The organism is Polaromonas sp. P1_A2, from assembly GCF_056406895.1.
This window is the reverse complement of record NZ_JBFTZI010000002.1, coordinates 580,986-603,625: the sequence shown is the minus strand read 5'-3', so window position 1 is coordinate 603,625 and position 22,640 is coordinate 580,986. Positions and strand designations below refer to the sequence as shown.

Below are 22,640 nucleotides of genomic sequence, written 5' to 3'. Positions count from 1 at the left end.
CGCGCATTCGATTCACAGGGGTAATTTTTTGCGTCTTCATAGAGAGGATTCATCTCCATGCTGACTGCTTGAAGGGACTAAGAAAAAGTCGCGACTAATTGGGCGGCAGAGGTACTGAGCAAAGAGAACTATGGGTGAGTACAAATTCAATAGGTGGGATCAATGACCGAAGATACTTCGTTTCTCAATGCCTACCTGATTGACAAGATCCAATCAGGAGACTGCGTGCTATTTCTCGGCGCGGGGGCCACATTCGGAAGTGTGGGAGATAAAGGCCAGCAACCTGTGACTGGTGCACAACTTAGAGACCTTCTATCCGACAAGTATTTGTGTGGCAAACACAAAGACAAGAGCCTTCCGCGCGTTGCAGAGTTCGCGAAATACGAAAGTAGCTTGGCGGACGTGCAGAGCTACATACGAGATCTCTTTAGCCCTCTAAAGCCTGCCGCATTTCACAAACTTATTCCCTTGTTCCGTTGGCATGCAATAGTGACAACAAACTACGACTTAATCGTGGAACGAGCATACGATCAAGTTGAATCCAGACAACAACAGCTGCGACCAATAATTCGTGATGGGGACAATTTCTCAGAGGTCCTAAAAGACAACACCACCGTTCCATACTTGAAGCTACATGGTTGCATCAACACAATCAATGACGAAAATTTACCGCTAATTCTGGGAAGCGAGGAATACGCAAAGCACCAAAACAATCGCAAGCGCTTGTTCAGTCATTTTTCCGATTGGGCAAGAGAAAGACCGGTGGTGTTTGTTGGATATGACATTTCGGATCCGAATATTCAACAGATCCTTTTTGATCTCACTGATTTAAAAGTGAGACGGCCTACATACGCCATTGTTGATCCCGCTCTGGATGAAATTGCAAAGCGCTATTGGTCCGCGCATAAATTCATTCCGGAGGCGACTACGTTTGAAGACTTTATAGGCAAATTGAATTCGGCGATACCCACAAACAATCGGGTTCTAGCGTCATTGCGCTCATCAGGCTCATTGCCAATATCTTCCTGGCTATCGACATCGGCAGCCCCCTCCCAAGCCGTCGTTAGATATGTACAGGAAGAGCTATTCGTTGTTTCGCCGGCAATTGCGACAGAAGGGGTCGAGCCCAGAGATTTTTATTCTGGCAAATCGCTCAACTGGGGGGCATTTGAACAACAACTCGATTTCAAGCGAAGAATGTCAGACGACTTAATTTTGGACATAGTTCTGTCGAACAAGGAGAAAGAAAATCCAACAATTGCATTAGTAAAAGGACATGCAGGATCTGGAAAAACAGTCTTACTTAGGCGATTCGCTTGGGATGCGGCCAAAGACTTCGATGCGCGCGTGATTTTGCTGAAAGAAGGTTCTGTCGTCCGCCCCACGGCTATCCTAGAAATCGCTGAGCTAACCAAAGAACCTATTGTGTTTGTCGTAGATGACTGCATTAAACACACTAAGGATATTTCATACTTATACAAAGAGGCACTTCGCAGAAGACTCCCCTTAAGGATAGTCATTGGCGCACGATCAAATGAATGGAATCTGGCAGGACTTGAAGCCGAGACCGCCATCACCGACGAGTATGAGCTTAGTAGTCTTTCAGAGCGAGAGATTGACAGTCTTCTGAACAAATTGTCTGAGCATAACGCTCTTGGTGAACTTGCCAAACTACCAAGACCAAGTCAAGTGGAGCACTTCAGACTTCATGCCGAGTATCAGTTGATGGTAGCGCTGCACGAAGCCACCACAGGAAAGAAATTCGAAGATCTTGCTTTCGACGAGTACGAACATATCCAGCCTCCCGAAGCACGAATACTCTATTTGGATATATGTACTCTCCATCGGCTCGGTGTTCCGGTTCGAGCAGGGCTAGTCTCACGTGTTTCCGACATTACGTTTGAGTACTTCAGCAGGGATCTATTTCGCCCGCTTGAGCACGTTGTTAAAAGCTACTTCGACTCGGGCTCTAGGGACTATGTCTATCGCTCACGACATCCTCTTATAGCCGAATTCGTTTTTAGACAAGCGCTACCAGACCCAATCGAAAGGGCAGCTCAGCTTACGCGAATCATCCGACACATGGACACAGACTACGAGTCAGACTCGATCGCTTTCGATCAACTAATTAGGGGCCGCACATTAGCAGAACTTTTTGCAGACAAAATGCTTGTTCGCCAAATATTTGACGCCGCGCTTGAAAGTGGCGCGCCACAAAGTTACGTACTTCATCAGATTGCAGTATTTGAACTGCATCACCCCAACGGTTCGATGAAAACGGCGATGAGCTCCATTGACGAGGCTCATGACCTATCCTTCGGTCGCGACCGTTCAATTGAACATACGAAAGCAACCGTACTTCGGAGGCTTGCTCTAGAGGCGACGCACCCCATCGAAGTAGAAAAGTATCGCGCGGATGCAAAGCAAATTCTGAAAAAGCTGCAAAGTTCCGCCAAAACTCCTCACGCATTTAGTTCATTCGGCAGATTATTACTGGATGAGTTAAAGGGTCGAGCGGAAGCGGTCGAAAAACCTGAGCATCGGCCAACAGAACTCGCTTCGCGATCTATTTCCGACTCGATTCGACAAATCGAAGAATCGATCTCCACTGGACTTCAGCGGTTTCCGGGAGATGAGCATCTTTTAACGCTTGATTCTGACTTGGCAAAGATTCTGAAGGACCATCCCCGAACCTTGCAATCACTAGAGGAGGCCTCCGCAGCTAATCCAGGGCGCCCGTTCATAGCGATCAGGTTGGCGGCAACCTACAAATCCATTGGTAGAAAAGAAGATGCCCTGAAAGTTCTTCATGCTTGCCTGCAAGCTAATCCAGCGAACAAGGAATGCCACTTAGCAATTGCACGATTGTTAATGGCAGATGGGGAGTTCGACAATAGAAATGACATTCAATATCACCTAAAAAGAGCTTACACAGATGGTGATGCCAACTTTGAAGCGCAGTATTGGTACGCCAGGCACGAACTTATCTATGGAGATCGAGAGTCTGGTCAACATATGTTTAAGCGACTCGCCGAGGCTCGCATGCCCCCTTTATATAAAAACAAAATACAGGGCAGCATGCTAGACAGAGAAGGACATCCCATTACATACACTGGCTATGTAAAGGCCGGCGGCCCTGGCTATTGTTTCATTTCTTGCGCGGAACTTCGATTTGATGTGTACTCGCGCTCAGAACATTTTTCTACTGCTGACTGGGAAAAATTGCGAGATGGCTCCAAGGTCTCATTTCGCGTTTCCTTCAATATGAGAGGACCAGTTGGGACACGCTGCCTGATTGTTTATTGAGATCGCACAGATCCATGACATTACTCATATTTCGCCATTTTGGTAGCCAGTATTAATTCAGTGTCAACAGGCCACACAACTTCTTATCATTCAGACGCGCAGGACTAACAATGAGAAAAGTCTTTCTTTTCACAGGCTTCAACAATTGGGGCAAAACAACCATGCTTGCCGATGTATTCAGCATCCTCGCGTTTCGACACCATCGACTGCATCAGTTTCGCAATAGTGGTTGTAGCTTTTTAGTGATACCAAAATCAAACGATGATCTTGGTCTTCGCGGTTACTGCGAGGAGTATCACAAGCGAATTCACAAACTCACAAAGCAGAAGATAGCACCCGCCTATATTGCCTCTGCCTTCTGTCCAACCAAGGAAAAAGAGAGCCGAGTAAAGAACGGTGCCAAAAATTTCACGTCCATCGATATCATTCGCGAGCTATATTCTCAGGACGAGGTGCATATGCTTCTATTGAGGCATAAGTGGTGCGGTCACGCAGAGCTCATTCCGCAGGAGATTCAGAGCTTCTATGCAAACGTGCCGAACCTCACAATTCATCCAATTACGTCGAGAAACTATGCAACGAGGCTTGCAACCGTAAATCAAATAATTTCGGCCAACCTTCCGTGATTTTTGAAACCACTGTTCCCCATGACAAGCTACTGGCTCATGAAATCCGAACCCGAAGAATGTTCGGTCGATGACGCACTCGCGGCAAAAAACTCGACGGTCCCCTGGGTAGGCGTTCGCAACTACCAAGCGCGCAACTTCATGCGTGACGGGATGAAGGTCGGGGATGGCGTGCTGTTTTATCACTCGAGCTGCGCCGAGCCCGGCATTGTGGGCATCGCGCGGGTGGCGTCGACGGCCTATCCTGACCCTACGCAGTTTGATACCAAGTCGCCCTATTACGACGCCAAGTCCAAGCGCGAGGAGCCGCGCTGGCTGCTGGTCGATGTGCAGGTCGTGAAAAAGATTCCCAACATCACCTTGCCCGAGCTGCGCGCGCGGCCCGAACTCGAGGAGCTCATCATCCTGCGCAAGGGCAACCGGCTGTCGATCACGCCGGTGGAGCCCAAGCACTGGAAGGCGATTGTGGGCGCTAAGCCTTAGTTCTTCATGCCGGGGGCGGTGGGCATACCAATGGCTTAGGGTGCACCAAAACCGGCATCGCCCCCCGCACTTTCGCGCGTGACAAACACGCCACAACCCGGCTGCGGCCCCATTAGTCACTGTCATTCCTGACACCGGCCGCCCCGGCCGGCATTTCGTCTGTATACATAGCGTTTCATCACGCCTGCCCTCCCCGCCCACACCCCCTTTAACCGCCAAACCCTGTCAGGGCTAACAGGTTGACCGTTGCACGGGCCGCTCAACACAATGGTTCGCATCACAGGGGCGGGATTGACAGCAAGAGGGGGAGCGGTGGACGGCCCGCAGCATTGGCTGCGGGCATGGCCACGCGGGCATGCCGGGGTGCGGCAGTTGCCATTACTTGTCTTGTCATGAGTCCCATAGCGGTCAGGTTTTTTCACTCCAACAGAGGGCTTTTCATGACACGACTTCTCTCACGGCGCGCGCTGGCCATCATGCAGGCGGCTTTGCTGGCGGCGGCATCGTCCGGCGCCTGGGCCCAGGCCAACTCCCCCCAAGGCAACGCGGCCAGCGGCAAGCTGGCCCTCGCCAAGCCCGTGGCCGCAAAGCCTGCCGCCGCGGCACCGGTGGCCATCGAATGGCCGACCAAACCGATACGCCTCTTGATAGGCTTTCCGCCGGGCTCGGTGCAGGACTTGTCGGCGCGCTCCATCAGCGAGCAGCTGTCAAAAACCCTGGGCCAGCCGGTGATTGTGGAGAACAAGGCCGGCGCCTCGGGCATCATCGCGGCCGACCAGGTGTCCAAGGCCACCGATATGCACACCTTCGGCGTGATGAACAACAGCCAGCTGACCATCGCCAAGCTGCTGAACCCGATGGCGCCTTACGACCCCGCCGTGGACCTGGCGCCCATCGCGCTGATAGGCACGACACCCATGGTGCTGGTGGTGAGCAATTTCGCGCAGGGCAGCACGCCGCAGGAGTGGCTGACCTGGCTGCGCAACCAGGGCGACAAAGCCAACTACGGCTCGCCAGGCGCGGGCACGCCGGGCCACCTGGGCATGGAGCTGATCAAGAGCCGCAGCGGCGGCCTGGGCGTGATGCATGTGCCCTACCCCGGCAACCCGCAGATCATCACGGCCATGCTGGGCGGCCAGCTGCAGGCGGCGCTGCTGCCGCCTGGCCTGGCGATGCAGCAGGTCAAGGCCGGCAAGATGAAGGTCATAGGCGTGACCTCGGAGCAGCGCAGCATGCTGGCGCCCGAACTGCCGACGCTGCGCGAGGTGGGCATCATGGGCGCGGACATGGAGCTCTTCACCGCGCTGGCCGGCCCGGCTTCGCTGCCGGCCGCGGTGCGCGACAAGCTGGGCGCGGCGGTGATAGACGCGCTCAAGACCGGCGACACGCGCCAGCGCCTGATCACGGTGGGTTGGCAGCCGGCGCCCTCCACGGCCGAAGGCCTGCGCACCCGCATGCGCGCCGACACGCGCAACCTGGGCGGCATCATCATGCTGCGGGGTATACGGGCGGACAGCTGAGCGGCCGTTGAGCGGCGGCCTGCGCCCTTCCCTTCCTGAGCCCTGGCCCCGCCGGCCGGGGCCGCCCCACGGCCTGTGGTTTACTTGTGCTTTACCGAAGCACTACCTGCCGGACGCGCAAGCGTCCTGAAAATAGGCGGGGCGCGCAAGGCCGCGCAGCAACCACAGGAAGAGGACATGCATATTTCATCGGCACACTGGCGAGCCGGGGCCGCCGCCCTGCTGCTGGCGGGTCTGGCTTGCGCCAGCCATGCCCAATACAGCACCGGGGGCCCGTACAACACCGGGGGCGCCCGCCCCCATCGCCCCGGCGAGGCGCAGGCGGAAGGCCCGCAGGCGCCGCGCGTGCAGTCGCGCTGGGAGCAGGTCAGCCGCCGGCTGTTTGACCTGCGGGTGGCGCTGCAGATCACCCGCGAGCAGGGCCCGGCCTGGGAGAATTTCCGCGGGCGTTTCCTGGACATGGCGACCAGCGGCCCGGCCGGCCCGCGCATCGTGGATGAGCAAACCGCGAAAGACGCCTTCCAGTATTTGCTGGCCGACGCGCAAAGGCGCTCCAACATGCTGGCCACACTGGATGCCACCGCGCAAGTCTTGCTGGCCCAGTTCAGCCCCGAGCAGTTGCAGATCGCCGACCGGGCGCTGCCAGGACTGCTGGCGGACTACGGCGGCATCCGTTAAGACCCGGGCTAACCGGTCGTCGATTTCAGGGCCAGCATCACCACAATGACCACGGCCAGGATAAGCGCCAGCCCTCGCCAGAAGGCCAGCGGGTTTCGCTCGAGCAAGGGCTGGCGCGTCTTGTGGATAAAAGCCCGGTTGGGGTGGCGCAGGTCGTACACAAACTCCGACAGCTCGCCATAACGTTTGGCCGGGTCGGGGTGCACGGCCTTGCGCAGCACATCGTCTATCCAGGCCGGAATCTCGCGGTCGTCGCGCAGCGCGGAGTCGTAGCGCAGCCGGTTTTGCGCGGCGCGGGTGCGGCTTTTGGCGACTTCGGCGCCATAGGGCAGCCGCCCGGTCAGCATCTGGTAGGTGATGACGCCCAGCGAGAAGAGGTCGGAGCGGGTGGTGCCGCCCTCGCCCAGGAAATACTCGGGCGCTGAATACTGGGCCGTGCCCAGGATGTCATCCCGCCCGCCGGGACCGTCAAGCTCCGCAAGGCTGGCCACGCGGGTGGCGCCGAAGTCGATGATCTTGGCGGTGCCGGTGTTGTCGATCATGATGTTCTCGGGCCGCAGGTCCTGGTGCAGCATCTCCAGCCGGTGAAAGGCGCGCAGGCCTTTGGCGATCTGCTCGACCAGGCCGCGTACCGACTCCAGCGCGGGCCGGGGGTTGTCAATCATCCACTGGGCCAGCGTCTGCCCGTCTATGTATTCGGTGGCCACGTACACATAGTGGCGCTTGCGGGTCGGCACATGGGGCTTGAGCACATGGGCGCTGTTGATGCGCCTGGCGATCCACTCTTCGGTCAGGAAGCGCTCCAGGTAGGCCGGGTCGCCGCCCAGGTCTATAGAGGGCGTTTTAAGGATGGCGAGCGCGCCGCTGTCGTTGTCGGTCGCCAGGTAGATATGGCTGCGGCTGCTGCCCTGCACTTCGCGAACAATGGTGTAGCCGTCAAACTGTGTCCTGGCCTCGAGCATGGGCGGCAGCGGCAGGCCTGAGAGCTGCTGCAGCATCTCGCCGGCTTCACGGCGGGGCAGCGCATCGACGCGCACGATCTGGGCCGTGAGGTTGTCGCCGCTGCCGCGTTCAAAGGCTTTGTCGACGATGGACCTGGCCGCAAGGTCCAAGCCCTCTGGCTCATCGGCATGGCGGCGGATGATGCCGGCCATGTCGTGCTCGGTCACGTGTTCGTACACGCCGTCGGTGGCCAGCAAAAAGAGGTCGCCCTGCTCCACCTGCTGGGTCTGGTAGTCGATTTCCAGCTGGGGCTTGAAGCCCAGCGCGCGGCCCAGGTAGCTTTGGCCCTGGGCGATCCACACGCGGTGGTCGCGGGTCAGTTGCTCCAGCGCCTTGCCGCGCAGGCGGTAGATGCGCGAATCGCCGACATGAAAAATATGCGCGGTGGCCGACTTGATGACCATGGCGCTCAGGGTGCACACATAACCCTTGTCCTTGTCGTAGCGGTAAGGGCTTTTTTGCGTCTGCGCATGCAGCCAGGAGTTGGTGGCGCTCAGGATGCGCTCGGCCGATGTCTTGACCGACCAGGCTTCCGAGGTGCAGTAATAGTCTTCCAGGAAACCGGTGACGGCGTACTGGCTGGCGACGTCGCTGACGGCGCTGCTGCTGATGCCGTCGGCCAGCGCGATGGCGATGCCCTTGGCGCTGAGCTGCGGCTCCTGCGGCACGTAGATGCCGTGGAAATCCTGGTTGCTTTCCTTGCGGCCCTTGTCCGAATACTGGCCTGCAGAGATCTTCAGTTCAGAGGACATAGGGGGTGGCGACAAAGCCCTCGCGCAACTGGCCTGCGCGAGGGCTTTTGTTGTGGAAGCGGATTATTTGAAGTTACGAGCCGGTCCGGTTTTAACGTGCGTGGCATACAGCGTCAAGCCGGTGAAAGCCAGGCCGCCCACCAGGTTGCCCAGCACCGTGGGAATTTCGTTCCAGATCAGGTAGTCCATGATGGTGAAGTGCGCGCCCAGCAGCAGGCCCGAGGGGAACAGAAACATGTTCACGATGGAGTGCTCGAACACCATGTAGAAAAACAGCATGATGGGCATCCACATGGCGATCACCTTGCCGCTGACCTGGGTGGAAATCATCGCGCCGACCACGCCGGCCGACACCATCCAGTTGCACAGCATGCCGCGCACAAAGAGCGTGAGCATGCCGTTGGCGCCGTACTTCTGGTAGCCCAGGGTGCGGTTCTCGCCCACCACGCCTATGGCCTTGCCAACCGCGCTGGGCTCCGTCGAGAAGCCGTTGGTGACGTAGATGGCCATCATCACGGCCACCGTGAACGCCCCCAGGAAGTTGCCGGTAAAGACCAGGCCCCAGTTGCGCAGCACGCCCTTGAGGGTGACGCCCGGGCGCTTGTCGATCAGCGCCAGCGGGCACAGCACGAACACGCCGGTCAGCAAATCAAAGCCGAACAGGTAGAGCATGACAAAACCCACCGGGAACAGCACGGCGCCCAGCAGGGGCTGGCCGGTCTGCACATTGATGGTGACGGCGAACCAGGCCGCCAGGGCCAGGATGGCGCCGGCCATATAGGCCCGGATAACGGTGTCGCGGGTGGACATGAATATCTTGGACTCCCCCGCGTCCACCATCTTGGTCACAAATTCCGAAGGCACTAGATAAGCCATACGTTCCTCGAGTTTTTGGGTTACCGGCCTTAAAAAAGAAAAGGCCAAAAAAAATCCACCCCCAGGCGCCCCCAAAGTGGGAGGCTGGAAGTGGACGTCGTTATCCATTGATCCGCCGGGCAACGGCCCCTACATAGAGATAGGCCGCGCCGTGCCCGGCCGTCATTAGCCGGGCGGATCACTCAAAGCAACTACTGTGCCGCTGGGATTGCGGCCTGAAACCGGCTTTTTTACCCCGCCATGCGCCGGCAACCTGCATGCGTCGCCCCAAATGCGTGCACCGATCGGGACCGGCTCAACATTTTGGTGCCTACTTCACCAGCTCCAGCACCTCGGCTTTTTTCTTCTTGAGCAACAGCACCAGGAACTTCGCGGGCTGGGTGGTGCTGGCGTTGCGGCCCACGGTATGGATGTCCTTGGGACCTTCATAAAAGCTCTGGCCGGCCGTCAAGGTGACTTCCTTGCCGCCCTTGACCTGCATCACGATGGAGCCTTCAAGCACATAGACAAAGGCATGCGCGTGATGGCGGTGCACCGGGTCGGCGGCGCCGGGGGCGTAATCAACGGTGATCATCAGGCCTTCCTTGCCGGGAAGATCGGACAGGTCCTTGGCCATGACCGGCTTGACGGTCACGCCCTCGGGGCCGGCGGCCATGGCGGGCTGGGCGAGCAAGGCGGCGCTGGCGAGAAACAGGGAAACACAGGTCTTGTTCATGATGGCTTCTTCATAGGGTTGCGGGGGTGGCTCGGGATTGAGGTGCACCTGCCCTTATGACGATTGGCGGCGCCGGTTTGTGACACCGGCGCCCTGCCCTCACTCTTGCTCCTTCCCCCGCTGGGGGAAGGTAGGGATGGGGGCCAGCGGCGACCGATTGCGAGGCCGGCGTGGAACAGGCACCGGGGAGCCCCCATCCCAGCCTTCCCCCAGAGGGGGAAGGAGTAGCGGCTTATTTCGCGGGCTGGGATTTGAACCAGTCCTCGAAAGTTATGGCGCCCAAACGCGCCTTGCCGGCCGGCACCAGGGTGTCGTCCTTGAGCGCGGCGCCGAAGTAGCGTGCCTGCGGGTCGGCGACGACCTTGCGCGGGTCATTGCTTGCCGTCAGGAAGCGCTGGACGAGGTCCGGGAGGCGAACTTTTTCCGGGCCGGCGATCTCGACCGTGCCGTTGGCCGGCGCGCCCAGCGTGAAGTCGGCCATCGCGGCGGCCACGTCGTCCGACGCGATGGGTTGCACAAAGGCCGGCGACAGCCGCACCGTCTGCCCCTCGGTGCCCGACTGGGCGATGCCACCCAGGAATTCCATGAACTGGGTGGAATGCACGATGGTGTAAGGGATGCTGCTGGCCCTGATGATTTTTTCCTGGGCGATCTTGCCGCGGAAATAACCGCTTTCCACCAGCTTGTCGGTACCCACGACGGAAAGCGCGATGTGGTGTAAAACACCGGCGGCCGCTTCGGCCGCCAGCAGGTTGCGGCCCGAGGTTTCAAAAAATTCCAGCACGGCCTTGTCTTCAAACGAGGGCGAATTGGCCACGTCGACCACCACATGGGCGCCCGCAAGGACCTCGGCCAGCCCTTGGCCGGTGAGCGTGTTGACGCCGGACGCCGGCGAGGCCGCGATGGCCTCATGGCCGCGCGCGCGAAGATTGTTGACGAGCTTGCTTCCGATGAGGCCTGAGCCTCCGATGACGACGATTTTCATGTGTGTACTTCCTGGTCAAGGGTAGAGGTGGAGTGGCTCGAAATTGAGCACCCTGCCTCTATGACGATTGACGCTGCCGGTTTGTGACGCCAGCGCCCTGCCCTTGCCATTTCTCTTGCCCCGCCCCCCCCTGGGGCAAGGAGTCATTCGTCGAGCTGCGCCTGCAAGGAGCCGCTCAGGCCGCGGCGGTTTTTCCTTCAAGCAGTTTCACCATGGCCCACAACACCCGGTTCGCGGGCACGGCCACGCCCAACGCCTCGCCGCGCTTGACGATCAGGCCATTGAGGTAGTCGATTTCGGTGGGCTTGCCGCGCGCCAGGTCCTGTGCGGTGGAAGCGTACTGGTTGGGCATGCTGCCGGCCAGCTTGTCGACGGCGGTGTGCACGTCGCCGGCCACCTGCACGCCTTCGGCCTTGGCGACCGCCAGGCATTCGGCGACCACGTCGCGCATCACGTCGATGACGCCAACGCCCTGCACCGTCTTGCCGTAAGGCAGCTGGGCAATGGCCGACACGGCGTTGTAGGCGCAGTTGAGAATAAGTTTGGCCCAGAGCGCGCCGCGCACATTGGCCGAGATCTCGGTGGGCACGCCGGCGGCCATCAAAGCCTGCGCCACGCTGTCGCTGAGGGCAGAAGGCTCGATCACCAGGTCGCCACGGCCATGGTGCTTGAGGTGGCCGGGGCCGGCCATTTCGGTGGCGACATAAACCACGGCGGCGGCCACGGCAGTTTCGGGCAGCACCGCGCGCAGGCGGTCGGCATTGTCCACGCCGTTTTGCAGGCACAGCACCAGGGTGTTGGGCTTGAGATGCGGCCGCATCAGCGCGCCGGCCGATTCGGTGTCGGTGGACTTGACGCAGAACAGCACCAGGTCGGCGCCCTTGACAGCAGCCGGGTCGCTGCTGGCGGCCAGACGCACATGCTCGTCGAACATGCGGGTTTCCATGCGCAGGCCGTCGCGCTCAATGGCCGCCACATGCTGGGGCCGCGCGACCAGCACGACCTCATGGCCGGCGCGCGCGAGCATGCCGCCGAAATAACAACCGACGGCGCCTGCGCCCATCACGGCGACTTTGAGGGATTGGGTCATGACTGCCTTCTGATGCGAGGGAGATGTGAAGACAGCGATTGTGGTGGAAGTCCGCTGCGTCTGCTGGCGACGCGATGGATCCCCTAACCCAGGCTGCCGGCAAAGCGCCGGCCCAGTTGCCCGCGCTCGAAGGCTTCAGCGACAAAGTCGATGAAAGCGCGGGTCCTGGCGGGCATCTGGCTGCGTGTGGCGTAGTAAATCGAGATGGCGCCCGCATCCACATACCAGCGCGGCAACAGGCGCACGAGCTCGCCGCGTTCGAGCTGCGGCAGCACGTCGGGCATGGTGAGCAGGCTCACGCCCAGGCCCAGCAATGCAGCAGAGCGCATGGCGGAGGGATCGTTCATCACCACCGATTCGGCCTGGTTGACGGGCATTTCGGCGCCGGCCGCGTCGCGCATCACCCATTGCCGGATGCGGCCCGTGGCGCTGGAACGCATGACAATGCCGCTGAGCCCGGCCAGGCCCGCCGGGTCGGTGGGCGGCTGGCGGCCGGCCATGAAGGCCGGTGAGGCCACCGCAACCAGATGGGCTGGAGCCAGAGGGCGTGACACCACGCCGGGCGACAGTTCGAAGCCGCCGCCAATGGCGGCGTCGTAGCCCTCGCCGATCAGATCGACAGGCCGGTTCTCAAAGTACCAATCGGGGCGTACCAGCGGATAGCGGGCCAGAAAGGCCGGCAGCAGGGGCACGATGTACTCGGTGCCAAAAGTGGGCGACATGCTGACCTTGAGCGGGCCCGCGGGGGCGCCGCTGTCGCTGGAGATGCCGGCGATCGCGGATTGCAGCGCGTCCAGGTTGCCGCCAATCGATGCCAGGAAGCGCTCGCCGGCCTCGGTCAGGGTGAGTTTGCGCGTGGAGCGCTGGAACAGCCGCACGCCGAGGTTGCGCTCCAGCATGGCGACATTGCGGCTGACGGCCGCGGGCGTCAGCGCCAGGCGCCGAGCCGCCTCGGAGAAGCTGCGGCTTTCGGCGCTGCGCACAAAGGACTCGAGGTTGGCCAGGGTTTCCATTGCCGCATCTTAAATTAATGCTTGAAGATAATTCAATCGATTACCGCCTTATCAAAAGGCAATCCAAATCCCATCATTCACCCATCAACAACCCAGGAGTGAATTTATGGCTACCCCCTCAAACACCGGCACCACCACCACACCCACCATCGGCATCATCGGCGCGGGCGCTGTCGGCTCTTCATTTGCCAGGGCCCTGGCGGGCAAGGGCATCCATGCCACGCTGTCCAACAGCCGCGGCCCGGACTCCCTCAAAGACCTGGTGCGCGAACTCGGCCCCACCATCCACGCCGGCACCGTCAAGGAAGCTGCGGCGAAAGACATCGTGCTGGTAGCAGTCAACTGGACGAGCCTGCCCACCGCATTGGCCGGCCTGCCTGACTTTGGCGGCCGCGTCGTCATCGACGCCAACAACCCGGTCGAAATACCCGCGCTCACGCCCATCGACCTGAAGGGCCGCGTTTCCAGCGAGGTGTTTGCCGAACGGGTGCCGGGGGCGCGCGTGGTGAAGGCCTTCAACCACCTGATGGCCGAGCTGCTGGCCGGCGACCCGGCTACCGAAGGCGGCAAACGCGCGCTGTTTTACGCGGGCGACGATGCCCAGGCAAAAGCGACCGTGGCCGCACTGATCAATCAGCTCGGGTTCTCAGGCATAGACCTGGGCACGCTGGCCGCGGGTGGGCGCATGACGCAATTCCCGGGTGGCCCCTTGGCGATTCTGAACCTCGTGCATCTGGGCTGAGGCCATCGGCCTTTGGCCTTTGGTTGAGGACTGACCTGTCGCTGACGGATCACACCGGCCGGCGCGCCGCCTTGCGTAAAGTCACAATTTTTTTACCGTTGGTTTACCGGTGCTAGACCGCCGCTATACCCGGCCATCGCTCAATGGCGGTGCGCAGGGTCCTGCGCGGCCTGGGCTGAACAAGGGCACTTGTTGCCCGCCCAGGCAGGTCAGAAGCTGCCGGCGCCATGCGCCGGCTTTTTCCGGAGAAAACATGAAGTTCACCTATTCATCCAAATTGTTGTGGCTGTCCACCGCCGCGCTGTCCCTGGGCGCCGCACTGGCGCAACCGGCACAGGCGGCGCCGCTGGCGGCAAACTCACAGGATGTTTACATCGGCGGCAATATCGCCGCCAGCCGCGCGCCCGGCCTGGGCGGCAGCGTTGACGGCGCCCTGACCAACCAGGGGCTGGGCAGCAGCACCTCGACCGGCACGCCGGGCACCTCGGGCGGCCTGCGGCTGGGCTACCGCCTCAATCCCAACCTGGCCTTCGAGGCCAGCTATGACCGCATAGGCTCGACGGACCTGCAGTCGGCCATCGCCTCGCCGGCGGCGGACAGCGCCTCGGGCACCTGGAAGGCGCACGGCTTCGGCCTGCATGTGCTGGGCATCGCGCCGCTCGACAAGCAGTGGTCGGTTTACGGACGCGCGGGTGTCGAGCAATGGCACACCTCGCTGGATACCGCTTCGGCCACCGGCAGCACCGCCAACGTCTCGACGACGGGCTCCAACACCTCGCTGGCGCTGGGCGCCGGCGTGGCCTACGCCATCTCGCAGAATGTGGATGCAACGGCGGAGCTGGTGCGCTACAACCGCGTGGGCACGTCCTCTACGGGCAGCAGCGCGGTGAACCAGGTCAACTTCGGCCTGCGCTACCACTTCCTCTGAGCGTATTTTTGAAAACACCCTGAAGGCAGGGTGATCCCAAGGCCGGCGCCTGCGTGCCGGCCTTTTTGTTTTTATCGTTGGCAAGCGCGGCCTCAGGCCCGCGGCAGGCTGATCCGGGCGCACAGGCCGCCGCTGGCGGCCGGCAGCAGTTCAAACCTGCCGCCATGCGCGCGCACGATGCGGTCCACGATGGCCAGGCCCAGCCCGGCGCCGGGCGGGCCGCCGCGCGTGCTTTCAGCGCGGCGAAAAGGCTGCTTCAAGGCTTCGGCCTGCGCGGCGGCAATGCCGGCGCCGTGATCCGTCACCTCTATCCAGACCGAATCGCCCGAGCTGCCGGTGGCGATCGCGACCGGCGGCAGGCCGTGGCGCCAGGCGTTTTCGACGAGGTTGGCGAGCACGCGGCGCATCGCGCGCGGGCGCAGGGGCACGGGCGGCGCGTTGCCGGCCTCCAGCGCCACCGGCATGCCCTGGCCGGCCGAGGCGGCCGCCACCTCGGCCGCCAGCGCATCCAGCGACACGGGCTCCGGCGCTTCGCTTTCGGTGCTGCGGGCAAAGTCCAGGAACTGGCCGATGATGGCGTCCATTTCTTCCACGCCGCGTGTCATGCGGGCCATGAGTTCTTCGTCGGCCTTGTCGCGCAGGATCTCTATGCCCAGGCGCAGCTTGGTCAGCGGCGTGCGCAGGTCGTGCGACACCCCCGCCAGCATCAGCGCGCGCTCGTCGTCGGCCTGGGCCAGGCTGCGCACCATCTGGTTGAAGCTGCGGCTCAGGTCGGCGATTTCCGTGGGGCCGTCTTCAGGCAGCGGCTGGGGGCTGCCGCCGCCGGCCAGTGTGTGCGCCGAAGCCACGACGCGGCGCAGGGGCCGGTTCAGGTGGCGGTGGATCAGCAGCGCGCCCAGCAAAGCCAGCACGGCGCTGGTGAGCGAGGCCGCGATCCATGCGCCGGTGAATTCGCGCGCCGGCAGCACGCCGGGCAAGGTGACCCAATGGTCGGCGCCGTCCAGGCGCAGCCGCACCGCCAGGCTGCCGCCGGCTTCGCGGCGCCAGATGATTTCGGAGCCCTCGCCTTCCAGCGCAATGCCGCGTGAGGCTTCATTGACGAAGCGCCGCTCGAGCCGGCTCAGGAGCAGGCGCTGGCCGCGGCCGCCGCCCTCCCCGTCGTCGGCAACGCCCTGCATGGCACGGCGATTGAATTGCGCCACAAAGGCTTCGCGCTGGGCCGGCGGCATGGCGGCCAGGCCGGCGCGGATGGCGCCGACGTTGCGCGCCACCGCCACCGACAGCTGCGCCAGCCGTGGCTTGACGATCAGCTGGCGCACCAGCAGCGCGCTGGCCAGTTGGCCCACCACCACGAGCACCACGATGAGCAGCACGTTGCGCCCGAACAGGCTGCGCGGGAATAGCGTCATGCCAAAACCCTCATGGCTTGCCCGCCTTGCCGTGTCTGGCCGCGCCGCCTTCGGGCACAAACACATAACCCACGCCCCACACCGTCTGGATGTGCGCCGGCTGCGACGGGTCGGCTTCGATCAGCTTGCGCAGGCGCATGACCTGCACGTCGATGCTGCGGTCGGTGGCTTCGTGGTCGCGGCCGTAGGCCAGCTCGATCAGCCTGTCGCGGCCCAGGGGGCGGTTGGGATGCAGTGCCAGCGCCTGCAGCAGGCTGAACTCGCCGGTGGTGAGCGGCACGTCCTCACCGTTTTTGTCCAGCCGGCGCGCATCGAGCGCCAGGGTGAAGTCGCCGAAGCGCACCGTGCCCCGGCCGGGCAGCGGACCGCTGTGCGCGCCCAGCATGCGCTGGCGGCGCACCAGCGCCTGGATGCGGGCCAGCAGTTCGCGCGGGTTGAAGGGCTTGGGAAGGTAGTCGTCGGCGCCCATTTCCAGCCCGACGATACGGTCCACCGGGTCGCCGCGGGCGGTGAGCATGACGATGGGAATGGTTTCGCCCTGGGCGCGCAAGCGCCGGCACACCGCCAGGCCGTCTTCGCCCGGCATCATCACGTCGAGCACCAGCACGTCAAAGCGCTCACGCGCCAGCAGGGTGTCCAGGGTCTTGGCGTCTTCCAGCGTGCGAACGGCATAGCCCTGGTCGCCCAGGTAGCGCTGCAGCAGGCTGCGCAGGTCGGCCTCATCGTCGACCACCAGGACCCGGGCCAGAGGCTCGCTCATGGTGATGGCCCCGTCCGCAAAAACGCCTTGGAAACAAGCATAAGAAATCATCCCGACGCAAGAAAGATGCCCCATGGTAGCGGCCCGCGCCAGGCCGCCTGCCCGGCAAATCATGACAAACGATGACAAAGCCGGGGTTTGTTCATGCCTTGTCATCAAGAGGCCGCTGGCCGCCACGCATGGTTCACATCTGGCGGCCACAGTGGCGTCACGGCGCTGCAATACAGGTTTGCGCGGCGCCGAAAGCCCTCAAACCCCAGTTCAAACTCCCAGGAGTTCGCCATGAAAAGCACGCTTTCCGCCACCGCCCTGACCTGTGCCCTGCTGGCCGCAGGTTTTTCCGCTACCCATGCCGAAGCGGCCGCCCGCCGCGTGGTGCGAGCCAATGCCGACGGCGGCGTCTCGGCCACCACGGCCGTCAACCGCCAGGGCCCGAACGGCGGCACACGGGTGCGCAACCGCAGCACGACCGCCGACGGGCAAGGCAATGCCAGCACCGCGGTCGATGCCTCCGCCACAGGTCCCAAGGGTGCCACCGCCGTGCGTACCGGCCAGGCCAGCCGCAGCGCGGACGGCTCGGCCGAGCGCAGTGGCAGCTTTGCCGCCACCGGCGCCAAAGGCAGCCTGGAAAGCAGCGGCAGCAGCAGCAAAACCGCCGACGGCAGCGTGAACGCCAGCCGCAACACCACGGCCACCAGCGCGGCCACCGGCAACAGTGTGCAAAGCACGGCGTCCTATAACCAGGCCACCGGCGTCACGCGCAGCACGACCTGCTATGACGCCACGGGTACGGCCATGAGCTGCCCCTCGCGCTGAACGGGCCCGGCCCTCCACCGAAGCGGATTCTTCCAAACCTTCCAACCCTTATCTGGAGCACTTTCATGACCCCCACCTTCAACCTCCGCGCTCTTTCAATCATGGGCCTGCTGGCACTGGGCGCCGCGGCCCAGGCCCAAACTCAGGCTCAGTCGCCCAACACCGGCCGCCTGGAAAAAGCCCGCACCGAACTGCAAAAGCGCTTTGACGCGGCCGACACCAACAAGGACGGCAAGCTGACACGCGAAGAAGCGCAAGCCAAAATGCCCAAGGTTTACAAAAACTTTGATGCCATCGACACCCGCCATACCGGCGCCATTTCGCTGGCCGACATCGAGACCTTTGTGGTGTCGAAAAAAGGCTCGCGCAAGCCGGCCGGCTGAGCCGCATGCATGGTTTTGCATTCTTCCCGTCCCACCGGACGCTGATTGACTGGAGATTTTTCATGACGCTTCTTGCCACCCGGGCGCAGCGCGCCGGCCTTGTCGCGACGCTGCTTTTGTCCGCCACCTTGAGCCTGGCCGCGCCGGCGCTGCCCGAGGGCGTGCGCCGCATCGCCGACCTGCCCTACGGCCAGGACGAGCGCCAGCGCATGGACGTCTACCTGCCGCCCCCAGCCACGGGCAGCATCGCGAAGGTGCCCGTCATCGTGATGGTGCACGGCGGCGCCTGGATGGTGGGCAACAAGGCCATGCCCAAGGTGGTGGAGAACAAGGTGGCCTACTGGGTCAAACAGAAGGGTTATGTCTTTGTTTCGGTGGGCTACCGCCTGATGCCGCAGGCCGATCCCCTGCTGCAGGCGCGCGACGTGGCCACGGCGCTGGCCAAGGCGCAAGGTCTGGCGGCCTCCTGGGGCGGCGACCCGGCGAAATTCATCCTAATGGGGCATTCGGCCGGCGCGCACCTGGTGGCGTTGCTGGCAGCCTCGCCGGCGCTGGCGCGCGAGGCCGGCGCCCATCCCTGGCTGGGCACGGTCGCGCTGGACAGCGCGGCGCTGGACCTGGAGCGCATCATGCGGGCGCGCCACATGGGTTTTTACGACAAGGTTTTCGGCGCCGACCCGGCTTACTGGCGCAGCGTGTCACCCAGCAGCGTGCTGGCAGCGGACGCCACGCCCATGCTGCTGGTGTGCTCGACGCAGCGGGCCGACGGTTCCTGCGCCCAGTCGCGCGATTTTGCCGCCAAGGTTGCGGCCAAGGGCGTGCGCGCGAGCGTGCTGCCGCAGGACCTCACGCATGAGCAGGTCAACAGTACGCTGGGCCTGCCCGGCGCCTACACCGAGGCCGTCGACGGCTTCATGATGGGCCTGTTGCCTCGTCCTTAGGCTGAGGCAATACCGGCGCGCGGCGGTGGTAACTGAAGAAGGTCCACATCAGCAGCGAGGCATCGGGCCCATGCGGTTCGTTGAATTCGAGACTCGCATCGCCGCCGCTCCAGGCGTGGCCCAGCATGTCGACATCACACTTGACGAGCTGCGGCTTGCGGCCCGCGTACCAGGTGGAAGTCTGGTAGGCATGGCGCGGCCGCCGGCCGCCGCGGCGCTCGGGATGGCGGCGCACCACAGGCCCCTCGCGTGACGCTCCCTCGGCGAGGACCGGGCCGTTGATGATTTCAAACTGCTCGGCCAGCTGGTCGGCATTGACCCGCCGCACCACGCTGTCGTGGTCGCCGTGGATCAGCAGGGCGGGCATGCCCGGGAACTGCGGCTGCTGGCTGGCAAAAAAACGCGCGGCTGCGCCGTAGGACGAGCCCGAGCCGTGCTGCATGGCACGGTAGGCGCTGAAGGGTGAATGTGTGGTGCCGAAGACCGGCGCCGAGTGCATACCCACGGCCGCGATCAGCTGCGGGTGGCGCAAGGCCACGATGGCAGCCAGCGCGGCGCCGGCCGACAGGCCCGCGACGTAGGTGCGCGAGGCGTCCAGCCCGTGCTTGTTCTGCACCTGGGCAATCATCGCGGCAATCACTTCGACGTCGCCCTCTCCCCGTTGTGTGGCCTGCCTGTACCAGTGCCAGCAACGATGGGCATCGGCCGCAGCCGATTGTTGCGGATAAAGCACCGCAAAGCCCTTGCGTTCGGCCAGCGCATTCATGCGGCTGCCCGCCGCGAAGTCGGCCGCCGTCTGCCGGCAACCATGCAGCATGACCACCAGCGGGCGCGGCGCCACGGGAGCGTCAGACGCCCCGGCCGCGGCGGCGGGCAGGTAAAGCCAGTACATCATGCGCCGCGCATCGGTGTAGAGGCCGTCCCCCGGCAAGGTAAACCAGGCCTTGCGCCAGGTGCCGGGCAGGCCGGCGGCCGCGCGCGCCTGCGCCGCCGTAGGCCGGCGCGCTTTCCGGGTGGGCTGGGCCGCGGCAGGCTTGACCAGTTTGAGCTGGGGCTTGCGCGGCCTGCTGGCCGGCACGGCCTTGGGCAACAGGCTTTTGAACAGGCGCAATCCCTCCGCCTGCTGGACTTTGCTGACGCGGCGCATGCTTTTCAACCAGAGGCTGCTCAGGCTTTTTGACATGAAGGGCGGTGGAGTTGAGGAGTCATGGAGGACGGCGGTATGGTCCGGGCCGGCGTGCGATTTATAAGTACACGGTTATTTTGCTGCATTGCAGCAAAATGTCTATCGGTCAGGGGCGTAAAGCGATGCCGCCTGGCTTAAATAAAGTGCCTTTCGTCACAAAATCCAGCTGTCAGGGTGCGAAAGCCCTCCCCGTTACCATTGGAGACTTGGCTTACGCCGCTGAAAATGCCTTTTTGGGGCACTCTGACCTGTTTACCCGCCTTTTTCTTCATGTCCCGTTTCCTGACCGCCGCCCTTTACCAATTTGTTGAACTGCCGGACTTCGCCGCACTGCAGGCGCCGCTGCTCGCGCATTGCGAGGCGCATGGCGTCAAGGGCACGCTGCTGCTGGCCGCTGAAGGCATTAACGGCACGATTGCGGGATTGCCTGAGGGGGTTCATGCGGTGCTGGCGTATCTGCGCGCCGACCCGCGCCTGGCGAAGCTGGAGCACAAGGAGGCCTGGGCCGAACAGATGCCCTTCTACCGCATGAAGGTGCGGCTCAAGCGCGAGATCGTGACCATGGGCGTGCCCGAGGTCCACCCGGCGCTGATGGCCGGCGAATACGTCAAGCCGCAGGACTGGAACCGGCTGATCCATGAGCCCGGCGTGGTGCTGGTCGACACGCGCAACGACTATGAAGTCTCCATAGGCAGCTTCGAGGGCGCGATCAACCCGCACACCGGCAGTTTTTCGGAGCTGCCCGGCTGGGTGGAGCGCGAAATGGCCGAAGGCGGCAAGCTGGCCGCGCGTGACGGCAAAAAGCCCAAGGTGGCGATGTTCTGCACCGGCGGCATACGCTGCGAAAAATCCACCGCGCTGCTGCGCTCCAAGGGCTTTGAGGAGGTCTACCACCTCGAAGGCGGCATCCTCAAATACCTGGAGACCGTGCCCGAGGCGCAGAGCAGCTGGCAAGGCGAATGTTTTGTGTTTGACGAGCGCGTCTCGGTGGGCCACGGGCTCAAGCCCGGCGGCTTCACGCTGTGCCGCTCCTGCCGCGACCCGCTCAGCGAAGAAGACCGCCGCTCGCCGCTGTATGAACTCGGCGTGAGCTGCCCGCACTGCCACGCCAAGACCAGCGACGAACAGAAAGCCGGCTACCGCGAACGCCAGCGCCAGGTCGAGCTGGCCGAAAAACGCCAGGCCGCGCACATAGGCGTGCGCCAGCCCGGCGCCTGACTGTGGCCATGAGCGGCGCCCTGCCCGTCCTGTATTCCTTTCGCCGCTGTCCCTATGCGATGCGCGCGCGCCTGGCGCTGGCCGTGAGCGGCGAGCCTTACGAATTGCGCGAAGTCGTGCTGCGCGACAAGCCGGCCGAGCTGCTGGCCGCCTCGCCCAAGGGCACGGTGCCGGTACTGGTGCTGCCGGATGGCACGGTGATAGACCAAAGCCTGGACGTGATGCTGTGGGCGCTGCGGCGCCATGACCCGCAAAGCTGGCTTGCGCCGCCACATGCCTCCATGGACGAGATGCTCGCACTGGTCGCAGGCAACGACGGCGAGTTCAAGCGCCACCTGGACCGCTACAAATACCCCAACCGTTATCCCGATGAATCGGCCGGTGACGCGCAGGCGTTTGCGCTGCTGCACAGGACGGAAGGCGCGGCCTGGCTGGCGAAACTGGACGGCATGCTGGGCAGCGGATGGCTGTTCAGCGCGCGCGCCAGCCTGGCCGACATGGCCCTGCTGCCCTTTGTGCGCCAGTTCGCCCATACCGATGCCACCTGGTTCGCCGCGCAAGCCTGGCCCAGGCTGCAGGCCTGGCTGGCGGGCTTTGAGGCGGGTGCGCTGTATGCGGGCGTGATGGGCAAACATGCGCCGTGGCGGGACACGAGCGCCCAGGTTCAATGCTGATATAAAGCACACAGCGACGCCCAGACCGGATCACAGCCGGCAGCGCCTGCGGCCATGCCAGCCACTACCGGGAGGATTTTTTTGAACCAGCCCACGCAACCCAATCCCTTTGCGCCGCCGCAGGCGCCCGTCAGCGATGTGGCTGAGCCGTTGATCGCCTCGGACATCGACAGCTTGCCTGTTTCCGACACCTGGAAGACCCGCTTCCGGATCATCGAGAAAGCCGGTGGCGTGAAGCTGCCGCAGTTCAAGGCCCTGAGCTTCGGCGAGCGCATGAAGATCGGCTTCGGCCTGCTGCCTTTCCTGTTCGGCCCTTTCTACTACCTGGCCAAGGGCATGTGGAAAAAAGCCATCACCCTGTTTGTGGTGTGCCTGGTGCTTGTGGTGATCCTCGGGATGCTGCTGGAATGGGCTGGCCTGGGCCGCTTCGGCAGCTCCCTGGGTTATGGGGTCGCGGCCATTTTCGCTGTGCGCGCGAAGATCGATTACTACAAGAAGATGGTGCTCGGGCAAAACGGCTGGTGGTAGGGCTCCCTT

General features: G+C 62.7%; 22 protein-coding genes. 13 read left to right on the top strand and 9 right to left on the bottom strand.

All coding sequences use genetic code 11. The annotated features are described in order from the left end of the window. Positions 1–162 precede the first annotated feature (162 nt). The 5 genes from AC1D09_RS09820 (at position 163) to AC1D09_RS09800 (ending at position 6,613) form a co-directional block, all read left to right on the top strand. Entirely contained in the window at positions 163–3,306 is a 3,144-nt protein-coding gene (locus tag AC1D09_RS09820) for a P-loop NTPase (RefSeq protein ID WP_477663656.1), read from the top strand. A gap of 110 nt (positions 3,307–3,416) precedes the next feature. Further along, entirely contained in the window at positions 3,417–3,932 is a 516-nt protein-coding gene (locus AC1D09_RS09815; RefSeq protein WP_477663655.1) for a hypothetical protein, read from the top strand. 21 nt (positions 3,933–3,953) lie between these two features. After that, positions 3,954–4,415 (top strand): EVE domain-containing protein, encoded by a 462-nt coding sequence (locus AC1D09_RS09810; RefSeq protein WP_477663654.1) that lies wholly within the window; start codon positions 3,954–3,956, stop codon positions 4,413–4,415. A gap of 440 nt (positions 4,416–4,855) precedes the next feature. Then, positions 4,856–5,935 carry a Bug family tripartite tricarboxylate transporter substrate binding protein gene (locus tag AC1D09_RS09805; RefSeq protein ID WP_477663653.1) on the top strand — a complete coding sequence of 360 codons (1,080 nt, stop codon included), beginning with the start codon at positions 4,856–4,858 and terminating at the stop codon, positions 5,933–5,935. Between the two features lie 177 nt (positions 5,936–6,112). Continuing rightward, the gene (locus AC1D09_RS09800; protein ID WP_477663652.1) at positions 6,113–6,613 is read left to right on the top strand and encodes a hypothetical protein; all 501 of its coding nucleotides are present in this window, start codon (positions 6,113–6,115) and stop codon (positions 6,611–6,613) included. A gap of 8 nt (positions 6,614–6,621) precedes the next feature. Here the strand turns inward: AC1D09_RS09800 and AC1D09_RS09795 are convergent, their stop codons facing one another. From AC1D09_RS09795 to AC1D09_RS09770, 6 genes are all read right to left on the bottom strand, one after another. After that, positions 6,622–8,367: a bifunctional protein-serine/threonine kinase/phosphatase gene (locus AC1D09_RS09795; RefSeq protein WP_477663651.1), complete on the bottom strand. Its 1,746-nt coding sequence runs from the start codon at positions 8,365–8,367 to the stop codon at positions 6,622–6,624. Between the two features lie 63 nt (positions 8,368–8,430). Continuing rightward, the gene (locus AC1D09_RS09790; RefSeq protein ID WP_477663650.1) at positions 8,431–9,243 is read right to left on the bottom strand and encodes a formate/nitrite transporter family protein; all 813 of its coding nucleotides are present in this window, start codon (positions 9,241–9,243) and stop codon (positions 8,431–8,433) included. A 310-nt stretch (positions 9,244–9,553) separates the two neighbouring features. Continuing rightward, entirely contained in the window at positions 9,554–9,958 is a 405-nt protein-coding gene (locus tag AC1D09_RS09785) for a cupin domain-containing protein (protein WP_477701031.1), read from the bottom strand. 232 nt (positions 9,959–10,190) lie between these two features. Continuing rightward, on the bottom strand, positions 10,191–10,943 hold the full coding sequence (locus AC1D09_RS09780; protein WP_477701030.1) for an SDR family oxidoreductase: 753 nt from the start codon (positions 10,941–10,943) through the stop codon (positions 10,191–10,193). Positions 10,944–11,118: 175 nt separating this feature from the next. Continuing rightward, positions 11,119–12,033, bottom strand: coding sequence for a ketopantoate reductase family protein (locus AC1D09_RS09775; protein ID WP_477663647.1), 915 nt, complete (start codon positions 12,031–12,033; stop codon positions 11,119–11,121). A gap of 83 nt (positions 12,034–12,116) precedes the next feature. Continuing rightward, positions 12,117–13,046 carry a LysR family transcriptional regulator gene (locus AC1D09_RS09770; protein ID WP_477663646.1) on the bottom strand — a complete coding sequence of 310 codons (930 nt, stop codon included), beginning with the start codon at positions 13,044–13,046 and terminating at the stop codon, positions 12,117–12,119. A 106-nt stretch (positions 13,047–13,152) separates the two neighbouring features. On the opposite strand from AC1D09_RS09770, the gene AC1D09_RS09765 reads away from it, so the two are divergent. After that, positions 13,153–13,788 carry an NADPH-dependent F420 reductase gene (locus tag AC1D09_RS09765; RefSeq protein ID WP_477663645.1) on the top strand — a complete coding sequence of 212 codons (636 nt, stop codon included), beginning with the start codon at positions 13,153–13,155 and terminating at the stop codon, positions 13,786–13,788. Positions 13,789–14,041: 253 nt separating this feature from the next. Further along, on the top strand, positions 14,042–14,716 hold the full coding sequence (locus AC1D09_RS09760; protein WP_477663644.1) for a porin family protein: 675 nt from the start codon (positions 14,042–14,044) through the stop codon (positions 14,714–14,716). A gap of 92 nt (positions 14,717–14,808) precedes the next feature. Here AC1D09_RS09760 and AC1D09_RS09755 read toward each other — a convergent pair whose 3' ends face one another. Continuing rightward, positions 14,809–16,125 (bottom strand): ATP-binding protein, encoded by a 1,317-nt coding sequence (locus AC1D09_RS09755; protein WP_477663643.1) that lies wholly within the window; start codon positions 16,123–16,125, stop codon positions 14,809–14,811. A gap of 10 nt (positions 16,126–16,135) precedes the next feature. Next, entirely contained in the window at positions 16,136–16,885 is a 750-nt protein-coding gene (gene ompR, locus AC1D09_RS09750; RefSeq protein ID WP_074575082.1) for an osmolarity response regulator transcription factor OmpR, read from the bottom strand. Positions 16,886–17,167: 282 nt separating this feature from the next. On the opposite strand from ompR, the gene AC1D09_RS09745 reads away from it, so the two are divergent. The 3 genes from AC1D09_RS09745 to AC1D09_RS09735 all read left to right on the top strand — a co-directional run bounded on the left by AC1D09_RS09745 (position 17,168) and on the right by AC1D09_RS09735 (position 19,025). Continuing rightward, complete coding sequence (locus AC1D09_RS09745) at positions 17,168–17,701, top strand: hypothetical protein (protein ID WP_477664850.1); 534 nt, start codon at positions 17,168–17,170, stop codon at positions 17,699–17,701. A gap of 65 nt (positions 17,702–17,766) precedes the next feature. Further along, positions 17,767–18,084, top strand: coding sequence for an EF-hand domain-containing protein (locus AC1D09_RS09740; protein ID WP_477664849.1), 318 nt, complete (start codon positions 17,767–17,769; stop codon positions 18,082–18,084). Positions 18,085–18,146: 62 nt separating this feature from the next. Next, on the top strand, positions 18,147–19,025 hold the full coding sequence (locus tag AC1D09_RS09735; protein ID WP_477664848.1) for an alpha/beta hydrolase: 879 nt from the start codon (positions 18,147–18,149) through the stop codon (positions 19,023–19,025). Here AC1D09_RS09735 and AC1D09_RS09730 read toward each other — a convergent pair. After that, positions 18,997–20,208: an extracellular catalytic domain type 1 short-chain-length polyhydroxyalkanoate depolymerase gene (locus tag AC1D09_RS09730; RefSeq protein WP_477664847.1), complete on the bottom strand. Its 1,212-nt coding sequence runs from the start codon at positions 20,206–20,208 to the stop codon at positions 18,997–18,999. The two genes, AC1D09_RS09735 and AC1D09_RS09730, sit on opposite strands and share 29 nt — an antisense overlap. A gap of 273 nt (positions 20,209–20,481) precedes the next feature. Here AC1D09_RS09730 and trhO point away from each other — a divergent pair, with 273 nt between their 5' ends. The 3 genes from trhO to AC1D09_RS09715 all read left to right on the top strand — a co-directional run bounded on the left by trhO (position 20,482) and on the right by AC1D09_RS09715 (position 22,631). Further along, positions 20,482–21,429: an oxygen-dependent tRNA uridine(34) hydroxylase TrhO gene (trhO, locus tag AC1D09_RS09725; RefSeq protein ID WP_477664846.1), complete on the top strand. Its 948-nt coding sequence runs from the start codon at positions 20,482–20,484 to the stop codon at positions 21,427–21,429. 8 nt (positions 21,430–21,437) lie between these two features. Beyond that, entirely contained in the window at positions 21,438–22,103 is a 666-nt protein-coding gene (locus AC1D09_RS09720) for a glutathione S-transferase (protein WP_477701029.1), read from the top strand. 81 nt (positions 22,104–22,184) lie between these two features. After that, positions 22,185–22,631, top strand: a complete 447-nt coding sequence (locus AC1D09_RS09715; RefSeq protein ID WP_477664844.1) for a DUF2628 domain-containing protein — start codon at positions 22,185–22,187, stop codon at positions 22,629–22,631. Positions 22,632–22,640 lie beyond the last annotated feature (9 nt).

Bases quoted from the DNA above. Each gene is read 5' to 3' on its own strand.
- AC1D09_RS09780 (WP_477701030.1), bottom strand. From the start codon at position 10,943: ATGAAAATCGTCGTCATCGGAGGCTCAGGCCTCATCGGAAGCAAGCTC.
- AC1D09_RS09810 (WP_477663654.1), top strand. From the start codon at position 3,954: ATGACAAGCTACTGGCTCATGAAATCCGAACCCGAAGAATGTTCGGTC.
- AC1D09_RS09765 (WP_477663645.1), top strand. From the start codon at position 13,153: ATGGCTACCCCCTCAAACACCGGCACCACCACCACACCCACCATCGGC.
- AC1D09_RS09800 (WP_477663652.1), top strand. From the start codon at position 6,113: ATGCATATTTCATCGGCACACTGGCGAGCCGGGGCCGCCGCCCTGCTG.
- AC1D09_RS09795 (WP_477663651.1), bottom strand. From the start codon at position 8,367: ATGTCCTCTGAACTGAAGATCTCTGCAGGCCAGTATTCGGACAAGGGC.
- AC1D09_RS09775 (WP_477663647.1), bottom strand. From the start codon at position 12,033: ATGACCCAATCCCTCAAAGTCGCCGTGATGGGCGCAGGCGCCGTCGGT.
- AC1D09_RS09770 (WP_477663646.1), bottom strand. From the start codon at position 13,046: ATGGAAACCCTGGCCAACCTCGAGTCCTTTGTGCGCAGCGCCGAAAGC.
- AC1D09_RS09820 (WP_477663656.1), top strand. From the start codon at position 163: ATGACCGAAGATACTTCGTTTCTCAATGCCTACCTGATTGACAAGATC.
- AC1D09_RS09720 (WP_477701029.1), top strand. From the start codon at position 21,438: ATGAGCGGCGCCCTGCCCGTCCTGTATTCCTTTCGCCGCTGTCCCTAT.
- AC1D09_RS09790 (WP_477663650.1), bottom strand. From the start codon at position 9,243: ATGGCTTATCTAGTGCCTTCGGAATTTGTGACCAAGATGGTGGACGCG.
- AC1D09_RS09805 (WP_477663653.1), top strand. From the start codon at position 4,856: ATGACACGACTTCTCTCACGGCGCGCGCTGGCCATCATGCAGGCGGCT.
- AC1D09_RS09730 (WP_477664847.1), bottom strand. From the start codon at position 20,208: ATGTCAAAAAGCCTGAGCAGCCTCTGGTTGAAAAGCATGCGCCGCGTC.
- AC1D09_RS09735 (WP_477664848.1), top strand. From the start codon at position 18,147: ATGACGCTTCTTGCCACCCGGGCGCAGCGCGCCGGCCTTGTCGCGACG.
- AC1D09_RS09785 (WP_477701031.1), bottom strand. From the start codon at position 9,958: ATGAACAAGACCTGTGTTTCCCTGTTTCTCGCCAGCGCCGCCTTGCTC.
- AC1D09_RS09755 (WP_477663643.1), bottom strand. From the start codon at position 16,125: ATGACGCTATTCCCGCGCAGCCTGTTCGGGCGCAACGTGCTGCTCATC.
- AC1D09_RS09760 (WP_477663644.1), top strand. From the start codon at position 14,042: ATGAAGTTCACCTATTCATCCAAATTGTTGTGGCTGTCCACCGCCGCG.
- AC1D09_RS09745 (WP_477664850.1), top strand. From the start codon at position 17,168: ATGAAAAGCACGCTTTCCGCCACCGCCCTGACCTGTGCCCTGCTGGCC.
- AC1D09_RS09740 (WP_477664849.1), top strand. From the start codon at position 17,767: ATGACCCCCACCTTCAACCTCCGCGCTCTTTCAATCATGGGCCTGCTG.
- ompR (WP_074575082.1), bottom strand. From the start codon at position 16,885: ATGAGCGAGCCTCTGGCCCGGGTCCTGGTGGTCGACGATGAGGCCGAC.
- trhO (WP_477664846.1), top strand. From the start codon at position 20,482: ATGTCCCGTTTCCTGACCGCCGCCCTTTACCAATTTGTTGAACTGCCG.
- AC1D09_RS09815 (WP_477663655.1), top strand. From the start codon at position 3,417: ATGAGAAAAGTCTTTCTTTTCACAGGCTTCAACAATTGGGGCAAAACA.